Genomic DNA, 25840 nt, shown 5'->3' on the forward strand with positions numbered 1-25840 from the left:
AAAAAGCTTTTCAACCATGCGACACTTTAATCGCTATCCCATATTATTAGGGAATGGGACTCTTCACCGAGGTTGTAAAATGAGACAAACGACTTTAGCTGTATTGTCTTTATCTGCGATGGCTGCACTCTTAACTGGGTGTGGTGGTGATATGGTACTTCTAAACTCTAAAGGTCCAGTCGCATCAGGTCAGTCAGATTTGATGATGAAAGCGATCTATTTAATGCTGTTGGTGGTGATTCCATCTATCATTATGGCATTATGGTTTGGTTGGAAATATCGCGCGTCGAATAAAGATGCAGACTATAAACCTACATGGGCACATTCAACTACAATTGAGATTGTAGTTTGGGGTATCCCTGTCATTATTATTGGTATTCTTGCGTACTTAACATGGTGGGGTTCACACCAATATGACCCATACCGTCCGCTTGAATCTGATAAAAAGCCACTCACAGTTCAAGTCATTGCTGAACAGTTCAAATGGATTTTTATCTACCCAGAACAAAACATTGCGACAGTTAACGAACTACGCTTCCCTGCGGAAACACCGCTAAGCTTACGTTTAACTTCTAACTTCACAATGAACTCGTTCTTTATCCCTGCATTATCTGGTCAGATCTATGCAATGGCGGGTATGCAAACACATTTGAATATGTTAGCTGACGAACCAGGTGTATTCCGTGGTTTCTCTTCAAACTATTCAGGCTATGGCTTCTCACAAATGCGCTTTAAAGCACATGCGGTAACAGAGCCTCAGTTTGCTGAATGGGTATCTGCTGTTCAAGCAGGTAACGGAACGTCAATCAACGCTGAAGCAGTTCAAAAAGGCATGTTAGACCAAGCTGAATTTGCATCGCTACGTGACGGTAACCGTTCAGAGAAACAAATTGCGGCAATGGTTCGTAATGCGAAAACTGATTTAGAGAAAAAGCTTGCTGCGACAGCTGAAGCTGAAGGTGCATACAAAAATCAGCCTCATCCTGTGACTTACTACTCTGCAGTTGAACCGAAGCTGTTTGAATCAGTAATTAACAAATACATGAGCAACTACCATGGCGCTGATCATAAAGCCGCTAATGTAGAAGCTGTGCCTGCACATGATGCCGTTGCTGCTGCTGAAATTGCTGCTGTGAATGCTGAACAACCTGCTTCTTCAGTTGTAGGGGAATAAGACATGAGCTTCTTAGGTAAGTTAAGTATGGACGCGATCCCGTACGATCCAATCGTACAGGTGACCGTTGTCATGATGATTTTAGGTGGTCTTGCAGTTTTTGCAGGGATTACCTATTTCAAAAAATGGGGCTACTTGTGGAACGAATGGTTCACATCAGTCGACCATAAAAAAATTGGTATTATGTACCTTCTCGTGTCGATCATCATGTTATTACGTGGTTTCGCCGATGCGATTATGATGCGTCTTCAACTGTTCCTTGCAAAAGGTGGCGGTGAAGGTTATTTACACCCAGAACACTACGATCAGATCTTTACCGCACACGGTGTGATCATGATCTTCTTCGTAGCGATGGGTCTAGTTGTTGGTCTAATGAACATCTCTGTACCGCTGCAAATCGGTGCACGTGACGTTGCATTCCCATTATTAAACTCGCTTAGCTTTTGGTTATTCGCCGGCTCTGCAGGCTTAATGATGGTGTCTTTAGCTCTTGGTGAGTTCGCGGCAACAGGTTGGATGGCTTATCCACCATTGTCGGGTATCGAATACTCTCCAGGCGTTGGTATGGACTACTACATCTGGGCACTGCAAGTTTCAGGTTTAGGTACGCTATTAACGGGTGTTAACTTCTTTGTTACCATCATCAAAATGCGTGCGCCTGGCATGAAACTTATGGATATGCCGATTTTCACGTGGACATCTTTATGTGCCGCGGTGTTAATCATTGCATCATTCCCAGTGTTAACTGCAACAATTGCAATGCTTACCCTTGACCGTTACTTCGGTTTCCACTTCTTTACCAACGACATGGGTGGTAGCCCAATGTTGTACGTAAACTTGATTTGGACATGGGGTCACCCAGAAGTTTACATTCTGATCTTACCTGCATTTGGTATTTTCTCAGAAGTGGTATCAACGTATTCTCGTAAAACGTTGTTCGGTTATAAATCTATGGTGTATGCAACCATCGCGATCACAGTACTTGCGTTCGTGGTATGGCTACATCACTTCTTTACCATGGGTGCTGGTGCCAACGTTAACGCGTTCTTCGGTATCATGACCATGATTATTGCGATTCCAACTGGTGTGAAAATCTTCTCTTGGTTATTCACCATGTATAAGGGTCGTATTACCTATACAACACCAATGCTATGGACACTAGGCTTCCTTGTGACTTTTGGTATCGGTGGTTTAACAGGTGTGTTAATGGCAGTTCCACCAGCGGACTTCCTTGTACACAACTCATTATTCTTGATCGCTCACTTCCATAACGTAATTATTGGTGGTGTGGTGTTCGGTATGTTCGCAGGTATCATTTTCTACTGGCCAAAAATGTTTGGTTGGAGCTTAAATGAAACTTGGGGTAAAGCTGCTTTTTGGTTCTGGTTCTTCGGTTTCTATTTTGCATTCATGCCGTTGTATATCCTTGGTTTCATGGGTATGACACGTCGTTTGAATACATATGACAACCCAGAATGGGATCCGTACTTAGCGATTGCGTTCTTCGGTTCGGTTCTTGTATTGTTCGGTATTCTTTGCTTCATCATGCAAATTGTGGTTGGTTTCTTACAACGTAACCAACGTATCGACTACACAGGCGATCCATGGGATGGTCGTACTTTAGAATGGGCAACATCTTCTCCTGCTCCGTTCTATAACTTTGCGCATCTTCCAAAGATCAATGGTATTGATACGTTCTGGAATGACAAAGAAAATGGTATTGCTTATGCAAAACCAACTAAGTACGAAGACATCCACATGCCAACAAATCGTGCTGCTGGTGTTGTGATTGGTGCTCTTCTCACCGTCATGGGCTTTGCATTGGTTTGGCACATTTGGTGGTTAGCTATCGCAACTTTCGTTGGTTCGATCATTGCCTTCATCGTTTCTTCGTTCACGAAGAAAGTGGACTACTATGTTCCTGCAGCTGAAGTTGAGCGTATTGAAAACGAACGCTATGCGATCCTTGAAAAACACTTGAAGAAGGACTAAGACAATGGCTGACGTACTTCATCACGACAACCACGGACATGATGAGCATCATCACCACGATGATACTGACATCACGGTCTTTGGTTTTTGGACATATTTGATGAGTGACCTTGTACTTTTTGGTACACTCTTCATTGCGTTCGCTGTATTAAGTAGCCATATTCCTGTGGGTACACCAAGTGCAAAAGATCTGTTTGCAGATTCTTTAGGTTTTGTATTAACTGAAACTTTTGCACTGTTAATCTCTTCTGTAACCTTTGGTTTTGCAGTCCTTGCTGCATATAAAAAAGACGTTGCAAAAGTATTAACATGGTTAGGTATCACTTGGGTATTTGGTGCTATCTTCATTTGCATGGAACTTTATGAATTTAACCATTTAGTTCATGCAGGTCACGGTCCAAGCGTAAGTGCGTTCTTATCTGCGTTCTTTACTTTAGTTGGTACGCACGGTATTCACGTAACTTCAGGTTTAGTATGGATGCTGGTATTGATGTATCAAATCAAGAAAAATGGTTTGACATTAATCAATTTGCGTCGTCTTGCTTGCCTAAGCTTGTTCTGGCACTTCCTTGACATCGTTTGGATCTGTGTATTCAGCGTCGTTTACTTGATGGGAGTTCTATAATGAGTCACGATCATAACGCAGCTGGTGCTTCTCACGGCAACGTTAAACAATATACGATTGGTTTCATTCTTTCTGTATTACTTACCGTAATTCCATTCGGTATGGTCATGGCAGGTATGCAAGAAACTCAACGTGGTTTAGTGGTTGCTGTTATCGCGATTACTGCTGTTGCGCAGATTCTTGTTCAATTGGTGTACTTCCTACACATGAACTCATCGTCTGAACAACGCTGGAACGTGATTGCATTTGTTTATACCATTTTATGTATCGCTGTATTACTCATCGGTTCTGTATGGATTATGAACTACTTACACTACAACATGATGATCTAAACTGGTTGTCATGCTGAAAAAGTATTTATTCCTGACAAAACCAGGAATTCTCTTTGGTAACTTCGTTACCACTTTGGGCGGCTACTTTGTAGCCGCTCAAGGTTCTGTAGATTTCCTTCTCCTTCTGCTGACCCTACTTGGGACTACCCTCGTCGTTGCTTCTGGTTGTGTGGTCAACAATGTCATTGATCAAGACATCGACCATAAAATGCAACGTACACAAAATCGTGCCATGGTTAAAAAATCTGTTTCGGTGCCTGTCGCCCTTGTGTATGCATTGGTTTTAGGTGTCATTGGATTTAGCCTGCTTTGGTTTTGGGTCAACGCTTACGCTTTTCTTTTTGCTTTGATTGGTTATGTGTTTTATGTCGGCTTTTATAGCTTATGGACCAAACGCACAACCATTCATCAAACAGTGGTGGGTAGTATCTCTGGAGCAAGTCCTCCGGTGATCGGCTATACGGCGGTTGCCAATCAATTTGACTTAGCTGCTTTGCTGATTTTTCTAGGCTATGCACTTTGGCAAATGCCCCACTCTTGGGCGATTGCAATTTACCGTTTTGACGACTATAAAAACGCAGGTATTCCGATTTTACCTGTGGCGCGTAGTATTTTACGCACGAAAATTGAATCTTTGATTTATGTGGTTTTATTCACACTGGCAATGAATGGTCTGTTTATCTATGGCTATGCCAATTGGATTTACGCCATTGTCTTAAATGCTTTATGTATTTATTGGCTATATATTGCAGTGCTTGGCTTTAAAACAAAGCCTGAACAAGACACGCTGTGGGCAAAACGCTTTTTTTTATTTTCAGTGATTTTAATTACTGTGATTAGCCTATTGTTTAGCGTCACCTCTACAGCACCATCTTTCAATACGGTATTCTTTTAAAAGATAGTTGCATGCTATCTTTTAAAAGATCTTGCCTTTATTGCTGATAAAAACAGCAATCTCTTTTTCTTCCCTTTCTTCGCTTGTCTTTTTAAGCCAAAAGCTCTAGAATTGCAGCCTCGCACAACTTCGGTTGTGACTCCTTGCCACTAACAATTGCGTTAGCGGCTGTATAATCCGTAAGGAGCTGACAATGCGTCACTACGAAATCGTACTTTTAGTACATCCTGATCAAAGCGATCAAGTAGTGGGTATGGTAGAACGTTACCTAACTCACATCAAAGACGCTGAAGGTCAAATTCACCGTTTAGAAGATTGGGGCCGTCGTCAATTGGCTTACCCAATTAACAAAATTCACAAAGCACATTACATTTTAATGAACGTTGAATGTAATCAAACTACGCTTGATGAATTAGAAGAATTGTTCCGTTACAACGATGCAATCCTTCGTAGCCTTATCATTCGTCGTGAAAACGCAATTACTGAAGAGTCTTTATTGGCTAAGAGTGCTGAAGAAAAACGTGCGCGTAAAGCTCAACGTGAAGAAGCACAACAAGTTAACCAAGACTCTGCTGAAGCATAAGGAGAACATTCAATGGCACGTTTTTACCGTCGTCGCAAGTTCTGCCGCTTTACAGCAGAAAAAGTTGTGTATATCGACTACAAAGATATCGATACGTTAAAACAGTACATCACTGAAAACGGCAAAATTGTTCCTAGCCGTATTACAGGTACTAAAGCTCGTTACCAACGTCAATTAGCGCTTGCGATCAAACAAGCTCGCTACTTATCGTTGATCCCTTACACTGACAATCATAAGTGAGGTTGAGCTGTGGATATTATTTTATTACAACGCATTAAAAACCTAGGTAAGCTAGGCGATAAAGTATCTGTTAAAGCAGGTTACGGCCGTAACTTCCTTATCCCACAAGGTAAGGCTGTTGCTGCAACTGAAACCAATACAGCTGCTTTTGAAGCTCGTCGTGCTGAACTTGAAAAAGCTGAAGCTGATATTTTAGCTGCTGCTCAAGCACGTGCTGACCAATTGAACGAAGTAAATATCGTAATCACTGCGAAAGCGGGTGACGAAGGTAAATTATTCGGTTCAATCGGTACGCGTGATATCGCTGATGCGTTAACGAATGCTGGTCTTACTGTAGACCGCGCTGAAGTTCGTTTACCTAACGGTGCGCTTCGCAATACTGGTGAATTCAACATCGCAATCCAATTGCACCATGATGTTGTTGCAGAAGTTCTTGTTACTATCGTAGCAGAGTAATTTCTCACCACAAAAAAGGGCATGCTTTGGCATGCTCTTTTTTTTATCTGTAAAATTTCAAAAAATGCGCTCTCGTCCACTTTGATTTTTGTTAATATCGGTTCTTGCCGTTTGTTTTGCACCAGCTTCTTATAGGGTTTTTTATGTCTCAGGCGAACGCCGCTCCTGTACTCAATGTAGCTTCTGAAAAAAAACCAGAACAACTCAAAGAGTTTCGTACCCCGCCACACAACCTTGCGATTGAGCAAGCCGTTTTGGCTGCTTTAATGACTGTGGCCGAATCTTTTGAACAAGTGAGTGACATTTTAGTTGAGGAAGACTTCTATGCGACACGGCATAAATACATCTTCCGTGCCATTCATCAACTGGCTAAAGACAGTTCACCTTATGATGCTGTGTTAGTGAATGATTGGCTGATTAAACAAAATCTTATTGATGTGGTCGGTGGCGAAGAGTATTTAATGCAATTGATGGCCGATTCGCCGTCGAGTTTTTATAACTTAGAAACCTATGCAGGCAAAATCAAAGAATTTGCCACCTTACGCAATATGATTAAAGTCAGCACTGAAATTTTACAAAATGCCTATGACACCAAAGGTCGTAGTGTGTCTGAAATTTTAGATTTGGCTGAAACCAATATTTTCTCTATTGCCGAACAACACAATAATAATGCACGCGCACAAGGCCCTAAAGCGATTACCTCAGTTGTCGCCGATGTATTTGATAAGCTCAATGAATTATCACAGCTCGATGGCAACATTACCGGTTTAACCACAGGTTTTGTGGAGTTAGACAATAAAACCTCAGGTATGCAAGCCGGTGATTTAATTATTGTCGCGGCACGTCCATCGATGGGTAAAACTACCTTTGCCATGAACTTGGTAGAAAGTGTGCTGTTTAATTGTGATTTACCGGCTTTAGTGTTTTCGATGGAGATGCCTGCCGACTCCATTGCCATGCGTTTGATTTCATCGTATGGTAAAGTTCATCAAGGGCATTTACGTGCTGGTAAACTCGATGGTGATGAATGGTCAAAAGTCACAGGCACTATTTTACAACTCCAAGAAAAGCATTTGTATATTGATGACTCCTCTGCCCTACCACCAACTGAGTTACGTTCGCGTGCGCGTCGTATTGCCAAACAACATGGCGGTAAACTCGGTTGTATCATGGTCGATTACCTTCAGCTTATGAAAGTGCCAGGTATGGGGGATAACCGTGTGGGTGAGATCTCAGAGATTTCTCGTAGCTTAAAAGCCTTAGCCAAAGAGATGATGTGTCCGGTGATTGCTTTATCACAGCTTAACCGTGCCTTAGAGAATCGTCCCAACAAACGTCCGGTGATGTCAGATTTACGTGAATCGGGTGCTATTGAGCAAGATGCCGACTTGATCATGTTTATTTACCGTGATGAAGTCTACAATAAAGAATCAAAAGAAGCAGGAACAGCCGAGATTATTATTGGTAAGCAACGTAATGGTCCAATTGGTACAGTACGCTTAGCTTTTGAAGGTCATTACACACGTTTTAGTAACCTCTCACCAGAATATTATAGCCAATATAATGATGAAGAATAATTAACCCCTAAGGAGTAACTTCAGGTGCGCCAAGCAACCGTCTATATTGATCGTCAAGCGCTGCAATATAACTTAAACCGTGTCAAACAACTGGCACCACAGGCCAAAGTGGTGAGTATGGTCAAAGCCAATGCCTACGGACATGGGATTAACGACTGCCTAGACGCCTTGAAGCAAACCGATGCCTTTGGGGTAGCCTGCCTGCAAGAAGCTTTAGAAATTCGTGAGTTGGGCTTTGAGCAACCGATTACTTTGATTGAAGGTGTATTTAGCCGCGATGAAATGCCAATTGTATTGGCACACAATCTTGAGCTTGTGGTGCATCATCAGCAACAAGTTGATTGGCTGATTACTCATCAAGATGCCTATATCGCCAAAAACCTCAAAGTTTGGGTAAAACTTAACAGTGGGATGAACCGTCTAGGTTTTAAAATCACTGAGATTAAAGCCATTATCAAGCAGTTACAAGCACTTGGGTTTACTTGTGTGCTTGCCATGCATTTTGCCAATGCCGATGCTGAGCATACCTTAAACGATGTGCAAATTGCTCAATTTTTAGAGATTAAACACGACTGTGCACCGATCTTAGCCTCATGCTGTAATTCGGCGGCGATTTATAAATATCCTGAGCTACATTTTGACTATGTGCGTCCGGGGATTATGCTCTACGGTGCAAGCCCCTTTGCAGATCGCGATGTGCATGACCTAGATTTAAAGCCTGTTATGCGCTTTACTGCCGAAATTATTGCGCTTAATAGTATTCAAGCAGGCGAATCGGTCGGTTATGGTTCAACTTTTGTAGCTGAACAAGCCATGCAGTTAGCCATTGTCTCGATTGGTTATGGTGACGGTTATCCACGTGCATTTGTTGCGCCCAATAGCGTTGTAATTGATGGTCAATTTGTCGCTGTGGTTGGACGGGTAGCCATGGATATGATTGCCATTGATGTCACCGATGTCAAAGTTGATTTGGGTACAGAAGTAGAACTTTGGGGACCGACCCGTTTAGTAGACGATGTTGCAAGTGCCAATGGTACGATTGGCTATGAGCTGCTCTGTCGTTTAAGCAATCGCCCCAAACGCCAAGCCGTTTAAACATTCAAAAAAAAGAACCTTAAAGGTTCTTTTTTTTAGGCCACCAAATCATCCCCATCCAACTGATACATCAAGCTCAACAAATCTTGCAGTTGCTCTGAACTTAATTGATCTGGACAAAATTGACCATAATGCTGGCTGTGAAAAAATTGCTTAATCGGGTGCTGACGCGAAATAAATTTCATTGACCAACCTGCAAACAGCGCTTGTGTTATCGGTTGTTGAAAAATCACATTGATATTTTGATGTCTGGGGTCACGGCGAATGCGCTGCACCAATTGCTCTACATCTTCAGTCTGCCCTTCTAAGCATTGCAAAAACTGCCCGTCGGCAAAATATAATACCCCGTGAATATCATGTCGTGCGTTAAATTGACGCGATTCGGTTAAAATGTCGCTGAGATGCTGCATCTGCATAGGCATCTCAAAAGTAGCATGACTGATATAACACAGGGTTTGCATGCTTTATTCCAAATAATCAGCAGTTGGGGTAGGCAATTCATGTAAGCCTTTTCTTAAGGTTTCTGACCATTGTTTACTAATGTTGGCAAAGTAAGGGTCTTCTTCATAAATACGTTTACCAATCGGGATATGTAAACTATCAATTTGATACACAAAACAATCCAGTGGCAAACCTACAGACACATTAGAACGTAAGGTGGAATCAAAAGAAATCAAACTACAGCGCAAGGCTTGATCTAAAGGCATATCGTAACTTAAAGCCCGATCTAAAATTGGTTTACCATATTTACTTTCGCCAATCTGAAAAAATGGCGTGTCTTTGGTGGCACAAATAAAATTACCTTGTGGGTAAATATTATACAGTTGCATTTCTTGGTTACCAATTTGTCCACCAAGCAATAAACTACAGTAATACGTGCTTTGATCTTCAGGTTCAGGTGCAACATTATGAATGACTTTTTTGACCAAATTTCCAACCAACTCGGCAGCTTCAAACATAGTATTCACACTGTTTAAATTGGGTTCTTGCCCAAGCGCCAACTGATTTTTTAAATGTCCAATTACCGCTTGTGTTGTGGCTAGATTCCCTGCAGCTTGAATTGCAATAAAACGCTCGCCTTCTATGCCAAAGGTATAAAGCTTGCGAAATACCGAAATATGATCTACACCCGCATTGGTACGGGTATCGCTGATAAAAATAAGTCCTTGTTTTAAACGTAGCGCACAACAATAGGTCATACATCCTCCTGTGATGATCTGTTTATACTAGCAAGCCAAAACTTGCACAATCGAATGCATATTTTCTATGCCCCCTTGCTGACGTACGCCACGCACAGGTGCTACATCCCAATAATCGCGACCCACCGCAACATAAATGTGTGATGCAGGGGTAAAAATTTGATTACTAATATCAAAACTATACCAAGCTTGATTTAAAAACACTTCTGCCCAAGCATGGCTGGCTAAATGCGATGAATTGGGCACATACAAATAGCCCGACACATAACGCGCTGGTAAACCTAAAGCTTTACACATGGCAATAAACACATGACTATGATCTTGGCATACCCCCTGCCGATGGGCAAAAGCCTGTGCCGCTGACGTATTGACCGATGTAGTAGCAGGCAAGTACGGCATATAATCTAAAATCGCACCAGCCAAATGAATTAAACATTGACGTGAGGGCTGTTTGACATAACGATGTGCAAATTCCAACATCTCTTTACTACACTGGGTAGCTAAGGTCGGCTGCAAAAAAATAGTCGGATGCATATGATCCATAGGCATGGCTTGAGTATCTGGCTCAATCTCAATGGTTCCTTGTGCCATGATAGACATATGCTGATAACTAAAGCGTTGTGCACTGGTGATCCATATATTGGCGAAAGCATCTTTTTTGACTTGACGCTGTCCGGGTACACTCACATCCCAATAATGTACCTTTTGATGAACACTGTTGCTGGGTGACATACGAATATATTGGATACTGCTGTGTACAGGATCGCTATAGTGGTAATGCGTTTGATGATTAATCATCAATTTCATACATCAACCTCAAATAAATGTTGGATATGGTCACTAAAATGATAAAAATTGATGCTATTCGGCAAAATATGCAATTGTTGCCATGCCGCTTTCACACCTGACCACCCCAATTGAGTCAGTAAATCAATCACTTGATCAAGTTGATTTAATGTGACTTGTGTATCTTGTTTTAAGCGTAGTTGTCGATCAAGCTGTTCAACATATTGACCCAACATAAAAAATAAGAAGATGTCTTGTGCTTCTGCTTCTAAAATTTCATGGCACTCCGACACCACGTCGCAAATATCAAGGCTATTTTCACTGGCATTTTTAATCAGTTGATTAAGTTCTGCATAGCTTTTCGCGGACAACACTCCACGTAAATCCTGAATATTGTCTTTGGCACAACTAAATTGCTGGGCAAAAGAAGCAAAGTGGTGAGGATCTTGTACCAATGTGTTTAAAGATGCGGCATCATGTTCACCTAAGGCAAAAGCATTGGCATATTTTTTGGCCGTATCATCGGCTTGAAACGGAAATTGGCTGCACAAATATTGCACTCGGGTTAAATAACGTGCTAACCAAAAAATTTGCTGTGCATTACTGCTCAATAAAATCATCTGTTGTCTCTTTGTTATTGTTTTAAATTAATTACGGCGTGTGTCCACAACCCATGTATCTTTAATTCCACCACCTTGTGATGAGTTCACCACCAATGAACCGGCTTGCATCGCCACACGTGTTAAACCACCCGGTACAATCTCGGTGCGTAACGGTGAACTTAATACAAAGGGGCGTAAATCAATGTGACGCTCTGCCATACCGTCATGGGTTAAGGTTGGGCACACCGATAAATCTAAGGTTGGCTGTGCAATATAAGCATGTGGTGTGGCCAATAACTTTTTACGGAAAAGTTCAATCTCTTTTTGAGACGCTTGCGGACCAATTAACATGCCATAACCGCCCGAACCTTGTGCTTCTTTAACCACTAGTTTTTCTAGGTTTTCAAGTACATACTCTAAAGCATTGTGTTCACGGCATTGATAGGTTGGCACATTTTTTAACATCGGTTTTTCATTGAGGTAATATTCAATCATTTTATCCACATAAGGATAAATTGATTTATCATCAGCGACCCCTGTGCCTGGTGCATTACTGATCACCACATTATGCGCCAAATAAGCCGACATTAAACCCGCAACCCCTAAAGTACTGTCTGCTTTAAAGCACAGTGGATCTAAAAAGGCATCATCGACACGGCGATAGATCACATCGACCTGTTGGCGACCACGTAAGGTACGTACATAGACTTTGTCATTTTCGACAAATAAATCACGCGCTGAGACTAAAGGCACATCCATTTCACGTGCCAAGAACGAGTGTTCATAATAAGCACTGTTAAAACGTCCTGGTGTGAGTACCACAATAAATGGATTGTCGACATAAGCACTTTCTGCCAAAATCTGTTTTAACAATTGTGGATATTGCTCTATGGCCAATACATGGTTGCTTTGGCACAAATCTGGCATTAGCTTTTGGCTGATTTTACGGCTTTCTAACATATACGATACACCCGATGGAGTACGTAAATTATCTTCTAAAACGTAAAACTCGCCTTCACGGTCACGAATAATATCTATGCCGCTAATTTGACCATAAATACCACCTTTTAAGTGATGACCCAACATTTGTGGCAAATACGCTTCATGGGTTAAAACTTGTTGTGCAGGCACAATACCGGCTTTTAAAATTTCTTGATCATGATAAATATCATGTAAAAATAAGTTCAAGGCACGCACACGTTGTGCTGAACCCAGTGCAATCTTATTCCATTGCTGCTTGGCAATTACACGTGGAATCACATCAAATGGGATAGTACGTTCAATCCCTTCGTCTTCACCATAGACCGTAAAGGTAATTCCTTCGTATAAAAAATGCTGTTTGGCTGCTTCATTGAGTGCATTGAGCTTGCTGAGGTCATGTTGTGCTAACCATTGCTCAATGTTGGCGCAGGTCTCACCTGAGATGCTTTTTTCATCTCTTAATTCATTAAAAAACTCAGATTTGAGCTGTTGAAATAGATAATGCGCTTGCGCAGGGACACGCTTTGCCTCTTCGACTGTTTTTGGTTGTAGCTGCTCGGTCGCCTGCACAGCTGCGCGAGCATTGTGCTTAGTTTCTTTCAACATGCTTACCCTCTTTTATCTATTTGTTATGTATTATTGTATATGTAAGCAAAATCAGTGCCATGATCATAGAGCATGATATGCTACTGTATAATAAAGCATCACCTCATACCTTCGCAATGGTGTTTTATACCAAGTGATTACACGACAAAATTTATATTTGAAGACACATGAAAACACTTCAATTTTTACACTTGCACGCCTTACAATGCCTATTCAACTGACTGCACACTGATATTGATATGACAGGTCATACAGAAAAAGAAACCTCCAACAGCTTATATCGCCAATGGCAAATTTTAGCGCGTCTGTCTACAGGCAAATGGATTGGTACGCGTGAGTTGCAGCAACAATTACAACGTGAAGGCATTGAAACCAGTCTGCGTACTATCCAGCGTGACCTGAATCAAATTGCACAACGCTTCCCCATAGAGAGCAATAAAACTGTGCCACAAGGTTGGCGTTGGTGTCATGATGCACCTATTCAGAGCTTACCGCATATGACCAGTTCTCAAGCGGTCACCTTTATGATGGTAGAAGAACACCTTAAACATTTACTACCACCCAGCTTAGTGGCCGAAATGAATCCTTGGTTTGATGCAGCACGTCGTAGCCTACCCGACCAAAATCATGTCAAACAATGGATGAATAGAGTGCGCATTGTGCCCTCCAGTCAACCTTTGATTCCACCCATGGTCGATCAAGCAGCACAACAAGCGATTTATGAAGCTTTATTACAAGACAAACAGCTTGAATGCGAATATCAAAGCCGTATTTCAGGCGAAGAGAAAACCTATGTCTTAAATCCGCTCGCTTTGGTACAAAAAGGCGCGGTGATTTACCTCATTTGCACCCGCCACGATAAAAATGCCATTCAGACCTTTGCTTTGCACCGTTTTAAGGCAGCAAGAGTGCTCGAGAGTCGTGCCATGCACCAAAATGATTTTCATTTAGATGAGTATATCGAATCGGGGGCTTTGGGGTTTCGCGTGGACTATCAAAAAGCCACAGAAAACATTGAACTAAAATTGACCATGAATGCCAAAACCGTGCATTTTTTTGAAGAAAGTGCCTTAAGTCGCGATCAAGTCATTGAGCAATTCACGGATAACTTATATCAAGTACGTGCTACGGTGCCTTTTACCTCGCAATTGGTATGGTGGCTACGTGGTTTTGGGCGCAAAATTTTGCAGATTGAACCGCAAATAGTCGCTGATGCCGTATATGAACATGAAGTAGATGCTTAAAATAAACAAGGCATCCCAGACTTTGGGATGCCTATTTTTTATGATTATGAGTTTTTTAAGTTTTTTTCTTGGATTAAAGCAAACTGTATGCCATGTTTTTATCTTATCAGTGATGCTTTGTTTTAAAACTTATGCTAGGTATTCATATTTTAAAAAACAGCGATTTAACTTTCATATAATAAGAACAACTCATCATCATCTGTAGCGCTAAGGTGGAGCAAGTAGGCTTTTCAATTCATAACTGTCTCATATGGGGCATAATACAGGGCACAAAAAAGGCAGCCTACGCTGCCTTCTTTTGTACATGGGTTATCTTGAATCTTGCTTGGCTTTATAACGCGACAATGCAGTGACTGCTACAGCCGATACCACCACAGCAGGTAAGCTTGCCATTAAAATACCGGTAGTGCCTAAACCAAGTGCTAAAATCTTACCTGTTAACAATGGACCTGTCATTGCGCCTAAACGCCCCAGTGAAATTGCAGTTCCAACGCCAGTAACTTTGCCTGAACCCGAATAGAAAATCGGAGAGATACCATACAGAATAGATTGACCACCTGTAGAGAAAATACCCCCCATCACACCTGCTAAAATTAAGACTGGCACAGCGGTTGTGGTAAATAACAGTGACAGTGCGATAAATAAACCACTGTAAATAATCACCGCCATTTGCCAAAGTTTTAAACGGTCAAGTAAATAACCCAATCCTAAAGTACCAATTACTGCACCGACTTGGAACACCAACATCACTAAAAAGGCTTGTTGTTTTTCTAGGCCTTGTTGCATAAGTAAGTTTGGCAACCAACTAATTAAAATGTAGTTGATCATTAAGGTAAAAAAGAAGCCAACCCACAGCGGTAAGGTATTTTTATATTGCTGTTGTTTAAACAAGACCTCTGCCATACCCGGTACATCTTCATTGCTGGCTTGTTTAACCACACGTGGCTTGTCTTTTAAAATCACGGCCATAAATGGAATCAGCAATAATGGGGTTAAACCACCAATTAAAAACAGCGTTTGCCATTTAATGTCGGTGACCAGCATTGCTAAACCAGCCACGAAAATTGCACCTACAGGTAGACCACAGTACATTAAGCTATTGAGTTTACCGCGGTTTTCTTCGGTTGCTTCATCCCCCACCACTGAAATCATGGTCGGCATCGCAGCACCTAAACCTAAGCCTGTTAAAAAGCGCGCAAGGTATAAAATCTCTAGATTGGGTGCAATTGCAGTTAATGCCATAAACACGCCAAAAATCCCGATGGAAAGCATCAGAACTTTCTTTTGACCTAAATAATCGGCCACGCGTCCGCCAAAAAATGCCCCAAACAACATCCCAAATACACCTAAGCTAAACACATAGCCCATTTGTACTTGGTCTAAAGCATAGCTTGCTGCAATTCCTTGTGCAGCAATCCCTGGTGCTTGTAAATCAAAGCCTTCAAAGAATGCAACCCAGAAACATAAAAATACGATCAAGATTTTTTGTTTCTTGCTTGTGGTACTGTGCGCCATAAATGATTCTCCGTTTTTCACAGTGCATTCGTGTAGTGGGGCATTTTGAGCGAGTCGCGCTCAGATACCTAGCACGACAATAGTCGGACAAATATAAAGCAAAAACCTAGCAAACTTCATTCTTTTATAGTTAAAACATTGAATAAAAATAACTATTACGTCTTAATTATTTAATTAATACTTAAAAAACATAGATTTATATATTTGAAAGTTTTTAACGATCGCATCATCATTAAAAGTAATTTAAGCTAAACCTAAATTAAATTTATCAGCCTAACGATAAAAAATTATTCTCTTTATTATAAATTAATGGGTTTGATTATTTTATGTAGATCATAGACATACTCAAGAAATACATAAAAAAACCCGCACTTGGCGGGTTCTTTATTAGCTAAAATATTATGCGGATTTTTTAGCTTGGTTATTTTTACGAATCGTAATCATCACCAATTGCACTGCCGCAGGTGTCACACCCGGAATACGACCTGCTTGTGCAAGTGTTTCAGGACGAACATCTTTTAACTTTAATGTAATTTCACGTGATAAACCTGACACGATGTCATAATCAAAATCCGCAGGAATTTTGGTTTCTTCCAAACGCTTCATTTGCGCCACGTCTTCTTGCTGACGGTTAATATAACCGGCATATTTCACCGCAATTTCAATTTGCTCACCGACAAATGCAGAAACTTCAGAATCTGTAATTTCAGCAATTTGTGCAAAATTAATATTTGGACGTTTGAGCAAATCAATCGCATTGGTTTCTTTAGATAAATCATCGCCTGTGAGTTCAACAAACTTTTTACCTAAAGCATTGTTGGGTGCAGCCCAAAGATGTTGCAAACGACCTTTTTCACTCTCTACAGCTTCCATCTTCTGGCTATATGCTGCCCAACGCGCGTCATCCACCAAACCTAACTCACGACCAATCGCGGTTAAGCGTTGATCGGCGTTGTCTTCACGCAGCATTAAGCGGTATTCGGCACGTGAGGTAAACATACGATAGGGTTCTTTAGTACCAAGCGTGATTAAATCATCAACCAATACACCCATATAGGCTTCATCACGTTTTGGTGTCCATTGTTCTTGATCCCATGCACGGCGTGCCGCATTTAGACCTGCCAATAAACCTTGTGCACCGGCTTCTTCATAACCTGTGGTACCGTTAATTTGACCGGCAAAATACAAGTTATTAATGGCTTTGGTTTCAAGTGAGAACTTTAACGCTTGTGGGTTAAAGTAATCATATTCAATCGCATAACCCGGACGCAAGATGTGTGCATTTTCCATACCACGGATTGAGCGCACCAATTCAAACTGCACATCAAATGGCAATGAGGTTGAAATACCATTTGGATAAAGTTCATGTGTATCTAGACCTTCAGGCTCTAAAAACACTTGATGTGAATCTTTATCAGCAAATTTATGAATTTTATCTTCAATTGATGGGCAGTAACGTGGACCTACCCCTTCAATCACGCCTGTGTACATTGGCGAGCGGTCTAAACCACCACGAATAATGTCATGGGTTTTTTCATTGGTATGAGTAATGTAGCAATTCACTTGTTCAGGGTGCATAGACGCATCACCCATAAATGACATGGTTGGCGATGGGAAATCACCCGGCTGCGCTGTCATCACAGAAAAATCTACAGAACGTGCATCAATACGTGGCGGTGTACCTGTTTTTAAACGACCGACAGGTAAATTCAATTCACGTAAACGTGCAGCCAATGAAATTGAAGGTGGATCACCGGCACGACCACCGCTCGATTTTTCTAAACCGATGTGAATCACACCACCTAAGAATGTACCTGTTGTAAGCACAACAGTTTTGGCATCAAAGCGCACACCCATTTGCGTGATCACGCCTTTAACGGTATCACCTTCCACAATTAAGTCATCTGCCGCTTGTTGGAAAATGTCTAAATTGGCTTGATTTTCTAAGGTTTCACGAATCGCCGCTTTAAAGCGCACACGGTCAGCTTGGGCACGTGTGGCACGTACTGCTGCACCTTTACGTGAGTTTAAAATACGAAATTGAATACCGCCTTTATCGGCAGCCAATGCCATGGCACCGCCTAAAGCATCAATTTCACGGACTAAATGTGATTTACCAATACCACCAATGGCTGGGTTACAGCTCATCTGCCCCAAAGTCTCAATGTTATGAGTTAAGAGCAAAGTCTGTCGACCCATACGTGCTGCAGCAAGTGCGGCTTCCGTACCTGCGTGACCGCCACCGATAACAATGACATCATAAACTTTAGGATAGTGCATAGTGGTAATAGAGAGATTGAAAAATAAGACCGAAGATTATAGCAAAAGTTTGTCTATAAGTTGACATTTTCGTGGATTTTCTTTTTGGTTAAAAATGACAATCACAGTATGTTTTTGAGTTCATTTGGTTTAAGGTAAAATTTGATTTTTTTCATCAAAGATCAAGCCAAACAACAGCAACAATAATATGCATGTTGTTGGATATACAATAATCTAAGGGTATTCACTATGAATAAGAAAATTTTAATCAGCGCTTTACTTGCAAGTGTATTGAGTCCAATGATGGCGATTGCCAATGATAAAGTACCGGCCATCTATCACCCAGAAGGTTTTCAAAAGGTCTGTAAAGGCAAACAACAAGGTGATTGGGTGCAGTTTGCTTATCGCGGCATTATTTGGAATGGCAGCTGCCAACCACAATTTTTCAGCTCAGAAAAAAATGCCGTTATTTATGGTGATGAACCCGAGTTACTGAATGTCTGTCGCACAAATCCTCAAAGCACCAGCATTATCTTAGACGGACGCACCTATAAAGGTCAATGTGCTTTAGGTTTTAACCCACCACGTCCCGCTGCGGGCAATCGTTAATTCCACACCGAAGATGCACGATCACCAATTGATCGTGCATTTTTTATCAGCTTAGTTGAGTTGCACAATCAATTGTTGCTAAAACTCACGGTTTCAGCTTGAGGTACGCTACACTATTGCCTTTCCTTTTGTTGTAGGTGATGCCCGTGAAGTGGTTACAAATTCATATTACAGTTGATCAAGCGCAAGTCGATTTTACCGAAACCTTACTTGAATCTTTAGGTGCGCTGAGCGTGACTTTAGATGATGCTGAAAATCAAGATTTACTCGAACCACTGCCGGGTGAGACACCACTTTGGAATAAAGTCATTGTAACAGGCATCTATGCCCAAGAAGATGACGAAGAAATTGATGTTGATTCGATTGTGACTTTTGCCAAAGCCCAATTACCCGATGCCCCATTGACGCATGAATTTATTGAAGACCAAGAATGGGAACGTACATGGATGGATGCCTATGAGCCGATTCAAATTGCCGATCATTTTTGGATTGTGCCTGAATGGCTTAACTCACCCGATCAAAATGCGGTAAATTTAAAACTTGATCCGGGCTTGGCCTTTGGTACAGGCAACCATGCATCAACGTTCTTATGCTTACAATGGTTAGCAAAAACAGATCTTAAAGACAAAATTGTGATTGATTATGGGTGCGGCTCAGGCATTTTAGCGGTTGCAGCATTGTTATTGGGCGCCAAAAAAGTCTATGCCACTGATATTGACCCTCAAGCGGTTTTGGCCACACAACAAAATGCTGAGCTTAATGGTGTACTTGAAAACTTATATGTAGGCTTACCTGATGAGTTCAATGAAACCTTAAAAGACCAAAAAGCTGATGTGTTTGTCGCGAACATTTTAGCCGGTCCTTTAATGATGCTTGCGCCACAGTTCGCAACACTGGTCAAATCTGAGGGAGAGTTCGCACTTGCAGGTGTAATTGAAGAGCAAGTATCTGATGTTTCTAGTGTTTATTCTGAATTTTTTGATATATTAGAGGTCGAAAAACGCGATGGATACTGGTGTCGCATCTCGGGTAAACGCCAACCTTAATAAACTTTAAGTTATCAGCTATGAATAAAAAGCAAACCCAATGCCCTGAATGTACAACAATCTATAAAGTTTCTGTTGCACAGCTCACCATTGCACAGGGCATGGTTTGTTGTCCAAAATGTAGCCATAGCTTCAATGGTTTATTGAATTTGGTTGAAATCAGCACAGCGCAACATCTGCCCGAGGCGGCGGAGCCTGCTTTGTTGCACCACGACTATGAGCATGAAGTCAGTGATCATGTTTTGGCCAGAAGTTATAGTCAGCAACATTTGCTCGATATTTTTGATCGTAAGATTGAACAGTCCAATATTGACTTACACACCTATTTAAACAATTTAAATTATTTTAGTAGCGACCCCATCTATCAATTTCCTAGTTTAAAACTCTCAGAGCGAGAGCTGCATGTGCCTGAAAAACATAGCCTTGGTTACTATATTTTGTGGAGCAGTATTAATTTAGTGTTAGTGGGTTTTTTAGCCTTTCAAATCTTATGGTTCAATCCTGATTTTGTAGCACGCTATCCCAGCTTAAATCATGGTTTGGTCTTTGCCTGCAATTTGATGGATTGTCAGCGCTTTGAGCAACGTTATGAATATATCCATATCTCTCAGTTCAAAATCACAACCCATGCACAGGGTCAGCAAATATTCAGTGGTATTTTGCTCAATCAAGATACAAAAAGCATGCCGCTGCCCAATTTACGTTTACGCTTTGAAAATGACACTGGCAGCGTAGAATATCTTTATCTCCCTGAAGATTATCTTGAATCTAAATACCAAGGCATTGAACGTATCCCCTCAAATACACCGTTTGGCTTTAATTTTCGGCTGGCTTTACCTAAAAACCAAATACAAAACCCACGTTTAGAAATCGTTGCCCCATAATCTTGAAAAAAAATCCCATAAACATGAAAAAAAAATGAAAAAAATGCAGTTTTCTTGCTCACTTTTTCTTAGACAATGGTATTATACGCGCCATTACAGCTTCGGCTGCAAACACCTCGCTTGATTGAAAACAAATAACAACTTCTGCTCATATTGCGCTTTATCTCCTATAACAGCGTATGAGCCGGTTTTTTGTTTTATTTTGGTGTGTAACAAAAATTCATGGTTTGTTACGATCAAAAAACAACCAAAGCGTATGCTTGTGGCAAGCTAACCTATCTGTTTTAGAGTTTAGAGCTTTTCTGGATTTAAGATCTAAAACTGGGGGGTTCAATTAATTTTTAGACCACATTTATATATCACCTTATCCCGGTGATATTTATTTTTCGGATTACTTCGCATGAATAGCAAATCTCCTATTTTTACTGCTCAATCAGACGTTGCGTTACGTATCCACGTTGATCGCGCAGTTCGCCATTACTTTGCACAATTGCAAGGCGAGCAACCATCTCAAGTGTATGATATGGTTCTAGCAGAAATGGAGAAGCCACTTCTCTCTGTTGTTTTAGAATACACTCGCGGTAACCAAACACGCGCTGCTGAAATTCTAGGCCTTAACCGTGGTACTTTACGTAAAAAGTTGAAAGCTCACGGTTTAATGAGTGAATAAATGATAAGATGCTTGCGTTGAACGCAGGCATTTTTTTTGCCTTATTTTGTTTTATGTTCCTTGAAAACTGTGACGAAGATCATGACTATTAAACGCGCTTTAATCTCTGTTTCCGACAAAACTGGTATTGTCGAATTTGCACAAGACCTTGCTGCTCTAGGGGTAGAAATTTTATCGACTGGCGGTACTTATAAGTTATTAAAAGATAACAATATTGCTGTAGTTGAAGTTTCAGAGCATACAGGTTTTCCAGAGATGATGGACGGCCGTGTAAAAACCCTACATCCAAAAATTCATGGCGGTATTTTAGCTCGTCGTGGTCTAGATGAAGCTGTGATGGCTGAACACAACATTGATGCGATCGATTTAGTTGTGGTCAACCTTTACCCATTTGCAGCAACTGTTGCAAAACCAAACTGCTCGCTTGCTGATGCAATTGAAAACATCGACATCGGTGGTCCAACCATGGTTCGCGCTGCGGCGAAAAACCATGCATCAGTGGGTATCGTTGTAAATGCAACTGACTATGCAAGTGTTGTGGCTGAGCTTAAAGCTGAAGGTGCTTTATCTTATGCAACTCGTTTTGACTTAGCAGTAAAAGCATTTGAACACACTGCACAATATGACGGCATGATCGCATCTTACTTAGGTGCTCGTGTTGGTAAAGAAGAAGGTCAAGCTGACAAATTTGCCCGTACTTTCAACACGCAACTCAACAAAGCACAAGATTTACGTTACGGTGAAAACCCACACCAATCTGCTGCATTCTATGTTGATCCTGCTGCAACTGAAGCGTCTGTTTCTACTGCTAAACAGTTACAAGGTAAAGAATTATCTTATAACAACATCGCAGATACCGATGCAGCTTTAGAGTGTGTTAAATCATTCGCTAAACCTGCTTGTGTGATTGTAAAACATGCTAACCCATGTGGCGTTGCAGTGTCTTTAGACGGTATTCAAGCTGCATATGATTTAGCTTATGCAACTGACCCTGAGTCAGCTTTTGGTGGCATCATTGCATTCAACCGTGAATTAGACGTTGCAACTGCACAAGCCATTGTTGATCGTCAATTTGTTGAAGTAATTATTGCTCCTAGCGTTGCTGATGGCGTATTAGAAGTGACAGGCGCGAAGAAAAACGTACGTGTACTTGTATGTGGCGAATTACCTGCCATTGACGAACGTGCTGCACAATTAGACTACAAACGTGTAAATGGTGGTTTATTAGTACAAGATCAAGACTTAGGTATGATTACTAAAGATGATCTTAAAGTGGTGACTAAACGTGCCCCAACTGAACAAGAAATTGATGACATGATTTTTGCTTGGAAAGTAGCAAAATACGTGAAATCTAACGCGATTGTGTATGCTAAAAACCGTCAAACCATTGGTGTAGGCGCAGGTCAAATGAGCCGTGTCAACTCTGCTCGTATTGCTGCGATTAAAGCTGAACACGCAGGACTCGTGGTTGAAGGTGCAGTGATGGCATCTGATGCATTCTTCCCATTCCGTGATGGTATTGATAACGCTGCTAAAGCTGGTATCAAATGTATCATTCAACCGGGTGGTTCTATGCGTGATGAAGAAACCATTGCAGCAGCTGATGAAGCAGGTATTGCAATGGTCTTCACTGGCATGCGTCATTTCCGTCACTAAGTTGACACGCTTATCATGATTAAGCACAACTTTTTGCTTAATACACAAGATTTATAATCTTGCCTAAAGTCCTCTCCTGCTTACAGGCTGAGGACTTTATGCTTTTCGATTCATGGAGTATGAACCGATGAATATTTTAGTTTTAGGTAATGGCGGTCGTGAACATGCATTGGCATGGAAAATCGCTCAAGATGAAAAAGTTTCAAAAGTGTTTGTTGCACCAGGCAATGCAGGTACAGCAACTGAAAACAAATGCGAAAATGTTGCACTTAACATTTTAGATAACCCTGCCATTATCGACTTTGCTAAAAACAATGCAGTGGACTTGGTAATTGTAGGACCTGAAGCACCACTTGTGAATGGTGTAGTCGATGCTTGCCGTGCAGCAGGTGTAAAAATTTGGGGCCCTACCCAATTTGCAGCGCAATTAGAAGGTTCTAAAGCATTTGCTAAGCATTTCTTAAAACGCCACAACATTCCAACTGCTTTTTATGATGTATTTACTGAAGTCGATGCAGCTAAGGCATTTGTTGAGAAAAATGGTGCGCCGATCGTGATCAAAGCTGATGGTCTTGCTGCTGGTAAAGGCGTGATCGTTGCGATGACCAATCAAGAAGCGTTTGATGCGATTGATGACATGCTTGCAGGCAACAAATTTGGTGATGCAGGTTCACGCGTTGTCATTGAAGAGTTCTTGGCAGGTGAAGAAGCATCTTTCATTTGTATGATTGATGGCGACAACATTTTACCTATGGCAACTTCACAAGATCACAAACGTATCTTTGAAGGTGACCAAGGGCCAAACACTGGCGGTATGGGTGCTTACTCGCCTGCCCCTGTAGTGACTGCTGATGTATTTGAAAAAACCATGAATGAAGTGATGCGTCCTACCGTTGAAGGTATGAAAAAAGACGGTCATGTTTATACAGGTTTCTTATACGCAGGTTTGATGATTGACGAACAGGGTCAACCTAAAGTAATCGAGTTTAACTGTCGTTTTGGTGACCCTGAAACTCAACCGATCATGATGCGTTTAAAATCATCCCTTGTTGAATTGGTTGAAGCAGGTATTGCAGGCAATTTACCAAGCCATGCTGAATGGGATGAGCGTAAAACTGTAGGGATTGTGCTTGCGTCACGTGGCTACCCTGAAACTTCAAGCAATGGCGATGTGATTTCCGGTTTAGATACTGTAATGACAGATGCTAAAGTTTTCCATGCAGGTACAAAAGCCAATGAAAATGGCGACATCGTCACTGCTGGCGGTCGTGTACTTTGCGTGACTGCACTTGGTGATACCATTGGTGAAGCACAAGCCAAAGCGCTCGAGCTTTGCCAAAAAGTCACCTTTGATGGTGTGCAATATCGTAAAGATATTGGTTACCGTGCCATTGCGCGTGAAAATGCGTAAAGCATGATTTAAAAAAACCTGCCATCGCGGCAGGTTTTTTTATGCCTCAAAAAGCAGATGATGTTTAAATGATTGAGGCTATAATTTAATCTTTAAAAACAAGGGTTTTATATGTTTCCTCATATATCTTTTTTTATGATAAATATGGCATAAAATCTTATAACTTATGCATTGATAATATTTGGTTATTTTTTAACAAAATAATTTTTATCATTCTCTTGTTTTTGTTCATATTTTTTCATTATACTGTATAATTCTTATGCACTTTATCCGCTAAATATAGCATTCTTATGCACTATATTGAATATTATTTTATTGCTATGATGCAAAAAATCACTGTCTGTTTATGCTCTGTATAACCATCTCCCATGCCGATCTAAACAACAGTCATCCACTTTACGACAATCCTATTAAACACACACAATTTGTACAAAATTCAATCTCCCTAAAAGAGGATGTGTGCTTTAACATGGTTTTAAATTGAATCAGGACGAACATATGAACAAGCTTATTGGTTTGGCTTTTGGTGCCTCTGTGGTTTTAGCTGGTTGTGGTCAATCACAATCTCCACAGTCCGATGCAAAAACGACAGATGATTTACAAACCGTTACGATGGCCTCTACTGGTTCAGATGCAGATGTATGGCGCTATATTGCGACTTTGCCTGAAACCAAAGCTGCTGGCATCAAGCTTGAAGTTAAAAACTTTAATGACTATGTGGCAATGAACACAGCGGTGGCCAATCAAGAAATTGATGTCAATACCTTCCAATCATACAATTACATGGTGGCATACAACACCGAAACCACTGATAAAAAAGTGGCTGCGGTTTCAACCACATATATCGAACCAATGGGCATTTATTCAGATAAATACAAAAAAATTGATCAATTCCCTAATAATGCCACTATCGCGATTCCAAACGATGCAGCCAATGAAGCACGCTCATTGTCTTTATTACAAACAGCAGGCTTAATTAAACTCAAAACTGATTTTAGTCCGATTTTAGGCACCACTAAAGACGTGATTGAAAATCCAAAAAATATCACTTTTAAAAGCATTCCAATGGCCACTGCGGTACGTGTGAAAAGTGAAGTTGATGCCATTGTTCTCGGCAATACTTTAGCAATGGAAGGTGGTTTAAATGTACTTAAAGACGCCACATTCTATGAGCCAGTAGATGCATCGACTAAATTGTATGTGAACTTATTGGTGACGGCTCAAGGTCGTGAAAATGATCCTGTATTACAGCGCTTAGGTCAGTTGTATCATAGCGAAGCAGTGAAAAAATACGTAGCGGACAATTTAGGCGGTACTAAAATTGCAGTTGATAAGCCAATGAGTTATTTTGATGAAGTGAAATAACCATCTCCCTTACGCTTTTATAAATATAAAATAGGCAG

25 protein-coding genes are annotated in these 25840 nt (G+C 41.0%); 18 read left to right on the plus strand and 7 right to left on the minus strand.

All coding sequences use genetic code 11. The annotated features are described in order from the left end of the window. The first annotated feature begins 79 nt into the window (after nt 1–79). From cyoA to alr, 10 genes are all read left to right on the plus strand, one after another. Nucleotides 80–1174 carry a ubiquinol oxidase subunit II gene (gene cyoA / locus Q0Z55_RS06135; RefSeq protein WP_297425717.1) on the plus strand — a complete coding sequence of 365 codons (1095 nt, stop codon included), beginning with the start codon at nt 80–82 and terminating at the stop codon, nt 1172–1174. A gap of 3 nt (nt 1175–1177) precedes the next feature. Then, a complete protein-coding gene (gene cyoB / locus Q0Z55_RS06140) occupies nt 1178–3166 on the plus strand; it encodes a cytochrome o ubiquinol oxidase subunit I (RefSeq protein WP_297425720.1) in 1989 nt (662 codons plus the stop codon). Nucleotides 3167–3170: 4 nt separating this feature from the next. Then, a complete protein-coding gene (cyoC, locus tag Q0Z55_RS06145) occupies nt 3171–3791 on the plus strand; it encodes a cytochrome o ubiquinol oxidase subunit III (RefSeq protein ID WP_297425723.1) in 621 nt (206 codons plus the stop codon). Beyond that, the gene (gene cyoD / locus Q0Z55_RS06150) at nt 3788–4123 is read left to right on the plus strand and encodes a cytochrome o ubiquinol oxidase subunit IV (RefSeq protein ID WP_297425842.1); all 336 of its coding nucleotides are present in this window, start codon (nt 3788–3790) and stop codon (nt 4121–4123) included. Before cyoC ends, cyoD begins: the two co-directional genes overlap by 4 nt. A gap of 10 nt (nt 4124–4133) precedes the next feature. After that, nucleotides 4134–5018 carry a heme o synthase gene (gene cyoE, locus Q0Z55_RS06155; protein ID WP_297425725.1) on the plus strand — a complete coding sequence of 295 codons (885 nt, stop codon included), beginning with the start codon at nt 4134–4136 and terminating at the stop codon, nt 5016–5018. 193 nt (nt 5019–5211) lie between these two features. Beyond that, nucleotides 5212–5601 carry a 30S ribosomal protein S6 gene (rpsF, locus tag Q0Z55_RS06160; protein ID WP_297425728.1) on the plus strand — a complete coding sequence of 130 codons (390 nt, stop codon included), beginning with the start codon at nt 5212–5214 and terminating at the stop codon, nt 5599–5601. Nucleotides 5602–5613: 12 nt separating this feature from the next. Beyond that, nucleotides 5614–5841, plus strand: a complete 228-nt coding sequence (rpsR, locus tag Q0Z55_RS06165) for a 30S ribosomal protein S18 (RefSeq protein WP_152874543.1) — start codon at nt 5614–5616, stop codon at nt 5839–5841. Nucleotides 5842–5850: 9 nt separating this feature from the next. Next, a complete protein-coding gene (gene rplI, locus Q0Z55_RS06170) occupies nt 5851–6297 on the plus strand; it encodes a 50S ribosomal protein L9 (protein WP_297425734.1) in 447 nt (148 codons plus the stop codon). 143 nt (nt 6298–6440) lie between these two features. Further along, on the plus strand, nt 6441–7874 hold the full coding sequence (gene dnaB, locus Q0Z55_RS06175; RefSeq protein WP_297425737.1) for a replicative DNA helicase: 1434 nt from the start codon (nt 6441–6443) through the stop codon (nt 7872–7874). Nucleotides 7875–7898: 24 nt separating this feature from the next. Beyond that, nucleotides 7899–8969, plus strand: a complete 1071-nt coding sequence (gene alr, locus Q0Z55_RS06180) for an alanine racemase (RefSeq protein ID WP_297425740.1) — start codon at nt 7899–7901, stop codon at nt 8967–8969. A 35-nt stretch (nt 8970–9004) separates the two neighbouring features. On the opposite strand, the gene Q0Z55_RS06185 is transcribed toward alr, so the two are convergent. Genes Q0Z55_RS06185 through Q0Z55_RS06205 form a run of 5 tightly spaced genes read right to left on the minus strand, consistent with a single transcriptional unit; the run spans nt 9005 to nt 13143 of the window. Then, entirely contained in the window at nt 9005–9430 is a 426-nt protein-coding gene (locus Q0Z55_RS06185) for a BLUF domain-containing protein (RefSeq protein WP_297425743.1), read from the minus strand. A gap of 3 nt (nt 9431–9433) precedes the next feature. Continuing rightward, nucleotides 9434–10168: a proteasome-type protease gene (locus Q0Z55_RS06190; RefSeq protein ID WP_297425746.1), complete on the minus strand. Its 735-nt coding sequence runs from the start codon at nt 10166–10168 to the stop codon at nt 9434–9436. 27 nt (nt 10169–10195) lie between these two features. Continuing rightward, nucleotides 10196–10975 carry a transglutaminase family protein gene (locus tag Q0Z55_RS06195; RefSeq protein WP_297425749.1) on the minus strand — a complete coding sequence of 260 codons (780 nt, stop codon included), beginning with the start codon at nt 10973–10975 and terminating at the stop codon, nt 10196–10198. Continuing rightward, nucleotides 10972–11574: an alpha-E domain-containing protein gene (locus Q0Z55_RS06200; protein WP_297425752.1), complete on the minus strand. Its 603-nt coding sequence runs from the start codon at nt 11572–11574 to the stop codon at nt 10972–10974. Before Q0Z55_RS06200 ends, Q0Z55_RS06195 begins: the two co-directional genes overlap by 4 nt. Nucleotides 11575–11601: 27 nt before the next feature. Then, nucleotides 11602–13143, minus strand: a complete 1542-nt coding sequence (locus Q0Z55_RS06205) for a circularly permuted type 2 ATP-grasp protein (protein ID WP_297425755.1) — start codon at nt 13141–13143, stop codon at nt 11602–11604. A 239-nt stretch (nt 13144–13382) separates the two neighbouring features. On the opposite strand from Q0Z55_RS06205, the gene Q0Z55_RS06210 reads away from it, so the two are divergent. Continuing rightward, nucleotides 13383–14387, plus strand: coding sequence for a WYL domain-containing protein (locus Q0Z55_RS06210; RefSeq protein WP_297425758.1), 1005 nt, complete (start codon nt 13383–13385; stop codon nt 14385–14387). A gap of 309 nt (nt 14388–14696) precedes the next feature. On the opposite strand, the gene mhpT is transcribed toward Q0Z55_RS06210, so the two are convergent. Both mhpT and mnmG read right to left on the minus strand, forming a co-directional pair. Beyond that, nucleotides 14697–15902: a 3-(3-hydroxy-phenyl)propionate transporter MhpT gene (gene mhpT, locus Q0Z55_RS06215; protein ID WP_297425761.1), complete on the minus strand. Its 1206-nt coding sequence runs from the start codon at nt 15900–15902 to the stop codon at nt 14697–14699. Nucleotides 15903–16301: 399 nt separating this feature from the next. Further along, nucleotides 16302–18182, minus strand: coding sequence for a tRNA uridine-5-carboxymethylaminomethyl(34) synthesis enzyme MnmG (gene mnmG / locus Q0Z55_RS06220; RefSeq protein ID WP_297425764.1), 1881 nt, complete (start codon nt 18180–18182; stop codon nt 16302–16304). Between the two features lie 228 nt (nt 18183–18410). Between mnmG and Q0Z55_RS06225 the strand changes: the two genes are divergently transcribed. From Q0Z55_RS06225 to Q0Z55_RS06255, 7 genes are all read left to right on the plus strand, one after another. Beyond that, nucleotides 18411–18770, plus strand: a complete 360-nt coding sequence (locus tag Q0Z55_RS06225; RefSeq protein WP_297425766.1) for a hypothetical protein — start codon at nt 18411–18413, stop codon at nt 18768–18770. A 146-nt stretch (nt 18771–18916) separates the two neighbouring features. Beyond that, nucleotides 18917–19816, plus strand: coding sequence for a 50S ribosomal protein L11 methyltransferase (gene prmA, locus Q0Z55_RS06230; protein WP_297425769.1), 900 nt, complete (start codon nt 18917–18919; stop codon nt 19814–19816). A 20-nt stretch (nt 19817–19836) separates the two neighbouring features. Then, nucleotides 19837–20700, plus strand: a complete 864-nt coding sequence (locus Q0Z55_RS06235) for a DUF3426 domain-containing protein (protein WP_297425772.1) — start codon at nt 19837–19839, stop codon at nt 20698–20700. Between the two features lie 400 nt (nt 20701–21100). Then, nucleotides 21101–21370: a DNA-binding transcriptional regulator Fis gene (gene fis / locus Q0Z55_RS06240; RefSeq protein WP_001086304.1), complete on the plus strand. Its 270-nt coding sequence runs from the start codon at nt 21101–21103 to the stop codon at nt 21368–21370. 81 nt (nt 21371–21451) lie between these two features. Further along, on the plus strand, nt 21452–23026 hold the full coding sequence (purH, locus tag Q0Z55_RS06245; RefSeq protein WP_297425778.1) for a bifunctional phosphoribosylaminoimidazolecarboxamide formyltransferase/IMP cyclohydrolase: 1575 nt from the start codon (nt 21452–21454) through the stop codon (nt 23024–23026). Nucleotides 23027–23153: 127 nt separating this feature from the next. Then, nucleotides 23154–24437, plus strand: a complete 1284-nt coding sequence (gene purD, locus Q0Z55_RS06250; RefSeq protein WP_297425781.1) for a phosphoribosylamine--glycine ligase — start codon at nt 23154–23156, stop codon at nt 24435–24437. Between the two features lie 498 nt (nt 24438–24935). Further along, the gene (locus tag Q0Z55_RS06255; protein WP_297425784.1) at nt 24936–25802 is read left to right on the plus strand and encodes a MetQ/NlpA family ABC transporter substrate-binding protein; all 867 of its coding nucleotides are present in this window, start codon (nt 24936–24938) and stop codon (nt 25800–25802) included. The last annotated feature ends 38 nt before the right edge of the window (nt 25803–25840 follow it).

Source organism: uncultured Acinetobacter sp., assembly GCF_947626835.1.
Classification (GTDB): Bacteria; Pseudomonadota; Gammaproteobacteria; order Pseudomonadales; family Moraxellaceae; genus Acinetobacter.

Excerpts from the sequence above, each read along its gene's own strand:
- Q0Z55_RS06210 (WP_297425758.1), top strand. The coding sequence starts at position 13,383 with ATGACAGGTCATACAGAAAAAGAAACCTCCAACAGCTTATATCGCCAA.
- cyoC (WP_297425723.1), top strand. The coding sequence starts at position 3,171 with ATGGCTGACGTACTTCATCACGACAACCACGGACATGATGAGCATCAT.
- fis (WP_001086304.1), top strand. The coding sequence starts at position 21,101 with ATGAATAGCAAATCTCCTATTTTTACTGCTCAATCAGACGTTGCGTTA.
- mhpT (WP_297425761.1), bottom strand. The coding sequence starts at position 15,902 with ATGGCGCACAGTACCACAAGCAAGAAACAAAAAATCTTGATCGTATTT.
- Q0Z55_RS06235 (WP_297425772.1), top strand. The coding sequence starts at position 19,837 with ATGAATAAAAAGCAAACCCAATGCCCTGAATGTACAACAATCTATAAA.
- purD (WP_297425781.1), top strand. The coding sequence starts at position 23,154 with ATGAATATTTTAGTTTTAGGTAATGGCGGTCGTGAACATGCATTGGCA.
- Q0Z55_RS06205 (WP_297425755.1), bottom strand. The coding sequence starts at position 13,143 with ATGTTGAAAGAAACTAAGCACAATGCTCGCGCAGCTGTGCAGGCGACC.
- cyoA (WP_297425717.1), top strand. The coding sequence starts at position 80 with ATGAGACAAACGACTTTAGCTGTATTGTCTTTATCTGCGATGGCTGCA.
- cyoB (WP_297425720.1), top strand. The coding sequence starts at position 1,178 with ATGAGCTTCTTAGGTAAGTTAAGTATGGACGCGATCCCGTACGATCCA.
- Q0Z55_RS06225 (WP_297425766.1), top strand. The coding sequence starts at position 18,411 with ATGAATAAGAAAATTTTAATCAGCGCTTTACTTGCAAGTGTATTGAGT.
- Q0Z55_RS06255 (WP_297425784.1), top strand. The coding sequence starts at position 24,936 with ATGAACAAGCTTATTGGTTTGGCTTTTGGTGCCTCTGTGGTTTTAGCT.
- Q0Z55_RS06185 (WP_297425743.1), bottom strand. The coding sequence starts at position 9,430 with ATGCAAACCCTGTGTTATATCAGTCATGCTACTTTTGAGATGCCTATG.
- purH (WP_297425778.1), top strand. The coding sequence starts at position 21,452 with ATGACTATTAAACGCGCTTTAATCTCTGTTTCCGACAAAACTGGTATT.
- dnaB (WP_297425737.1), top strand. The coding sequence starts at position 6,441 with ATGTCTCAGGCGAACGCCGCTCCTGTACTCAATGTAGCTTCTGAAAAA.
- Q0Z55_RS06200 (WP_297425752.1), bottom strand. The coding sequence starts at position 11,574 with ATGATTTTATTGAGCAGTAATGCACAGCAAATTTTTTGGTTAGCACGT.
- rpsR (WP_152874543.1), top strand. The coding sequence starts at position 5,614 with ATGGCACGTTTTTACCGTCGTCGCAAGTTCTGCCGCTTTACAGCAGAA.
- cyoE (WP_297425725.1), top strand. The coding sequence starts at position 4,134 with ATGCTGAAAAAGTATTTATTCCTGACAAAACCAGGAATTCTCTTTGGT.
- rpsF (WP_297425728.1), top strand. The coding sequence starts at position 5,212 with ATGCGTCACTACGAAATCGTACTTTTAGTACATCCTGATCAAAGCGAT.
- mnmG (WP_297425764.1), bottom strand. The coding sequence starts at position 18,182 with ATGCACTATCCTAAAGTTTATGATGTCATTGTTATCGGTGGCGGTCAC.
- Q0Z55_RS06190 (WP_297425746.1), bottom strand. The coding sequence starts at position 10,168 with ATGACCTATTGTTGTGCGCTACGTTTAAAACAAGGACTTATTTTTATC.
- Q0Z55_RS06195 (WP_297425749.1), bottom strand. The coding sequence starts at position 10,975 with ATGAAATTGATGATTAATCATCAAACGCATTACCACTATAGCGATCCT.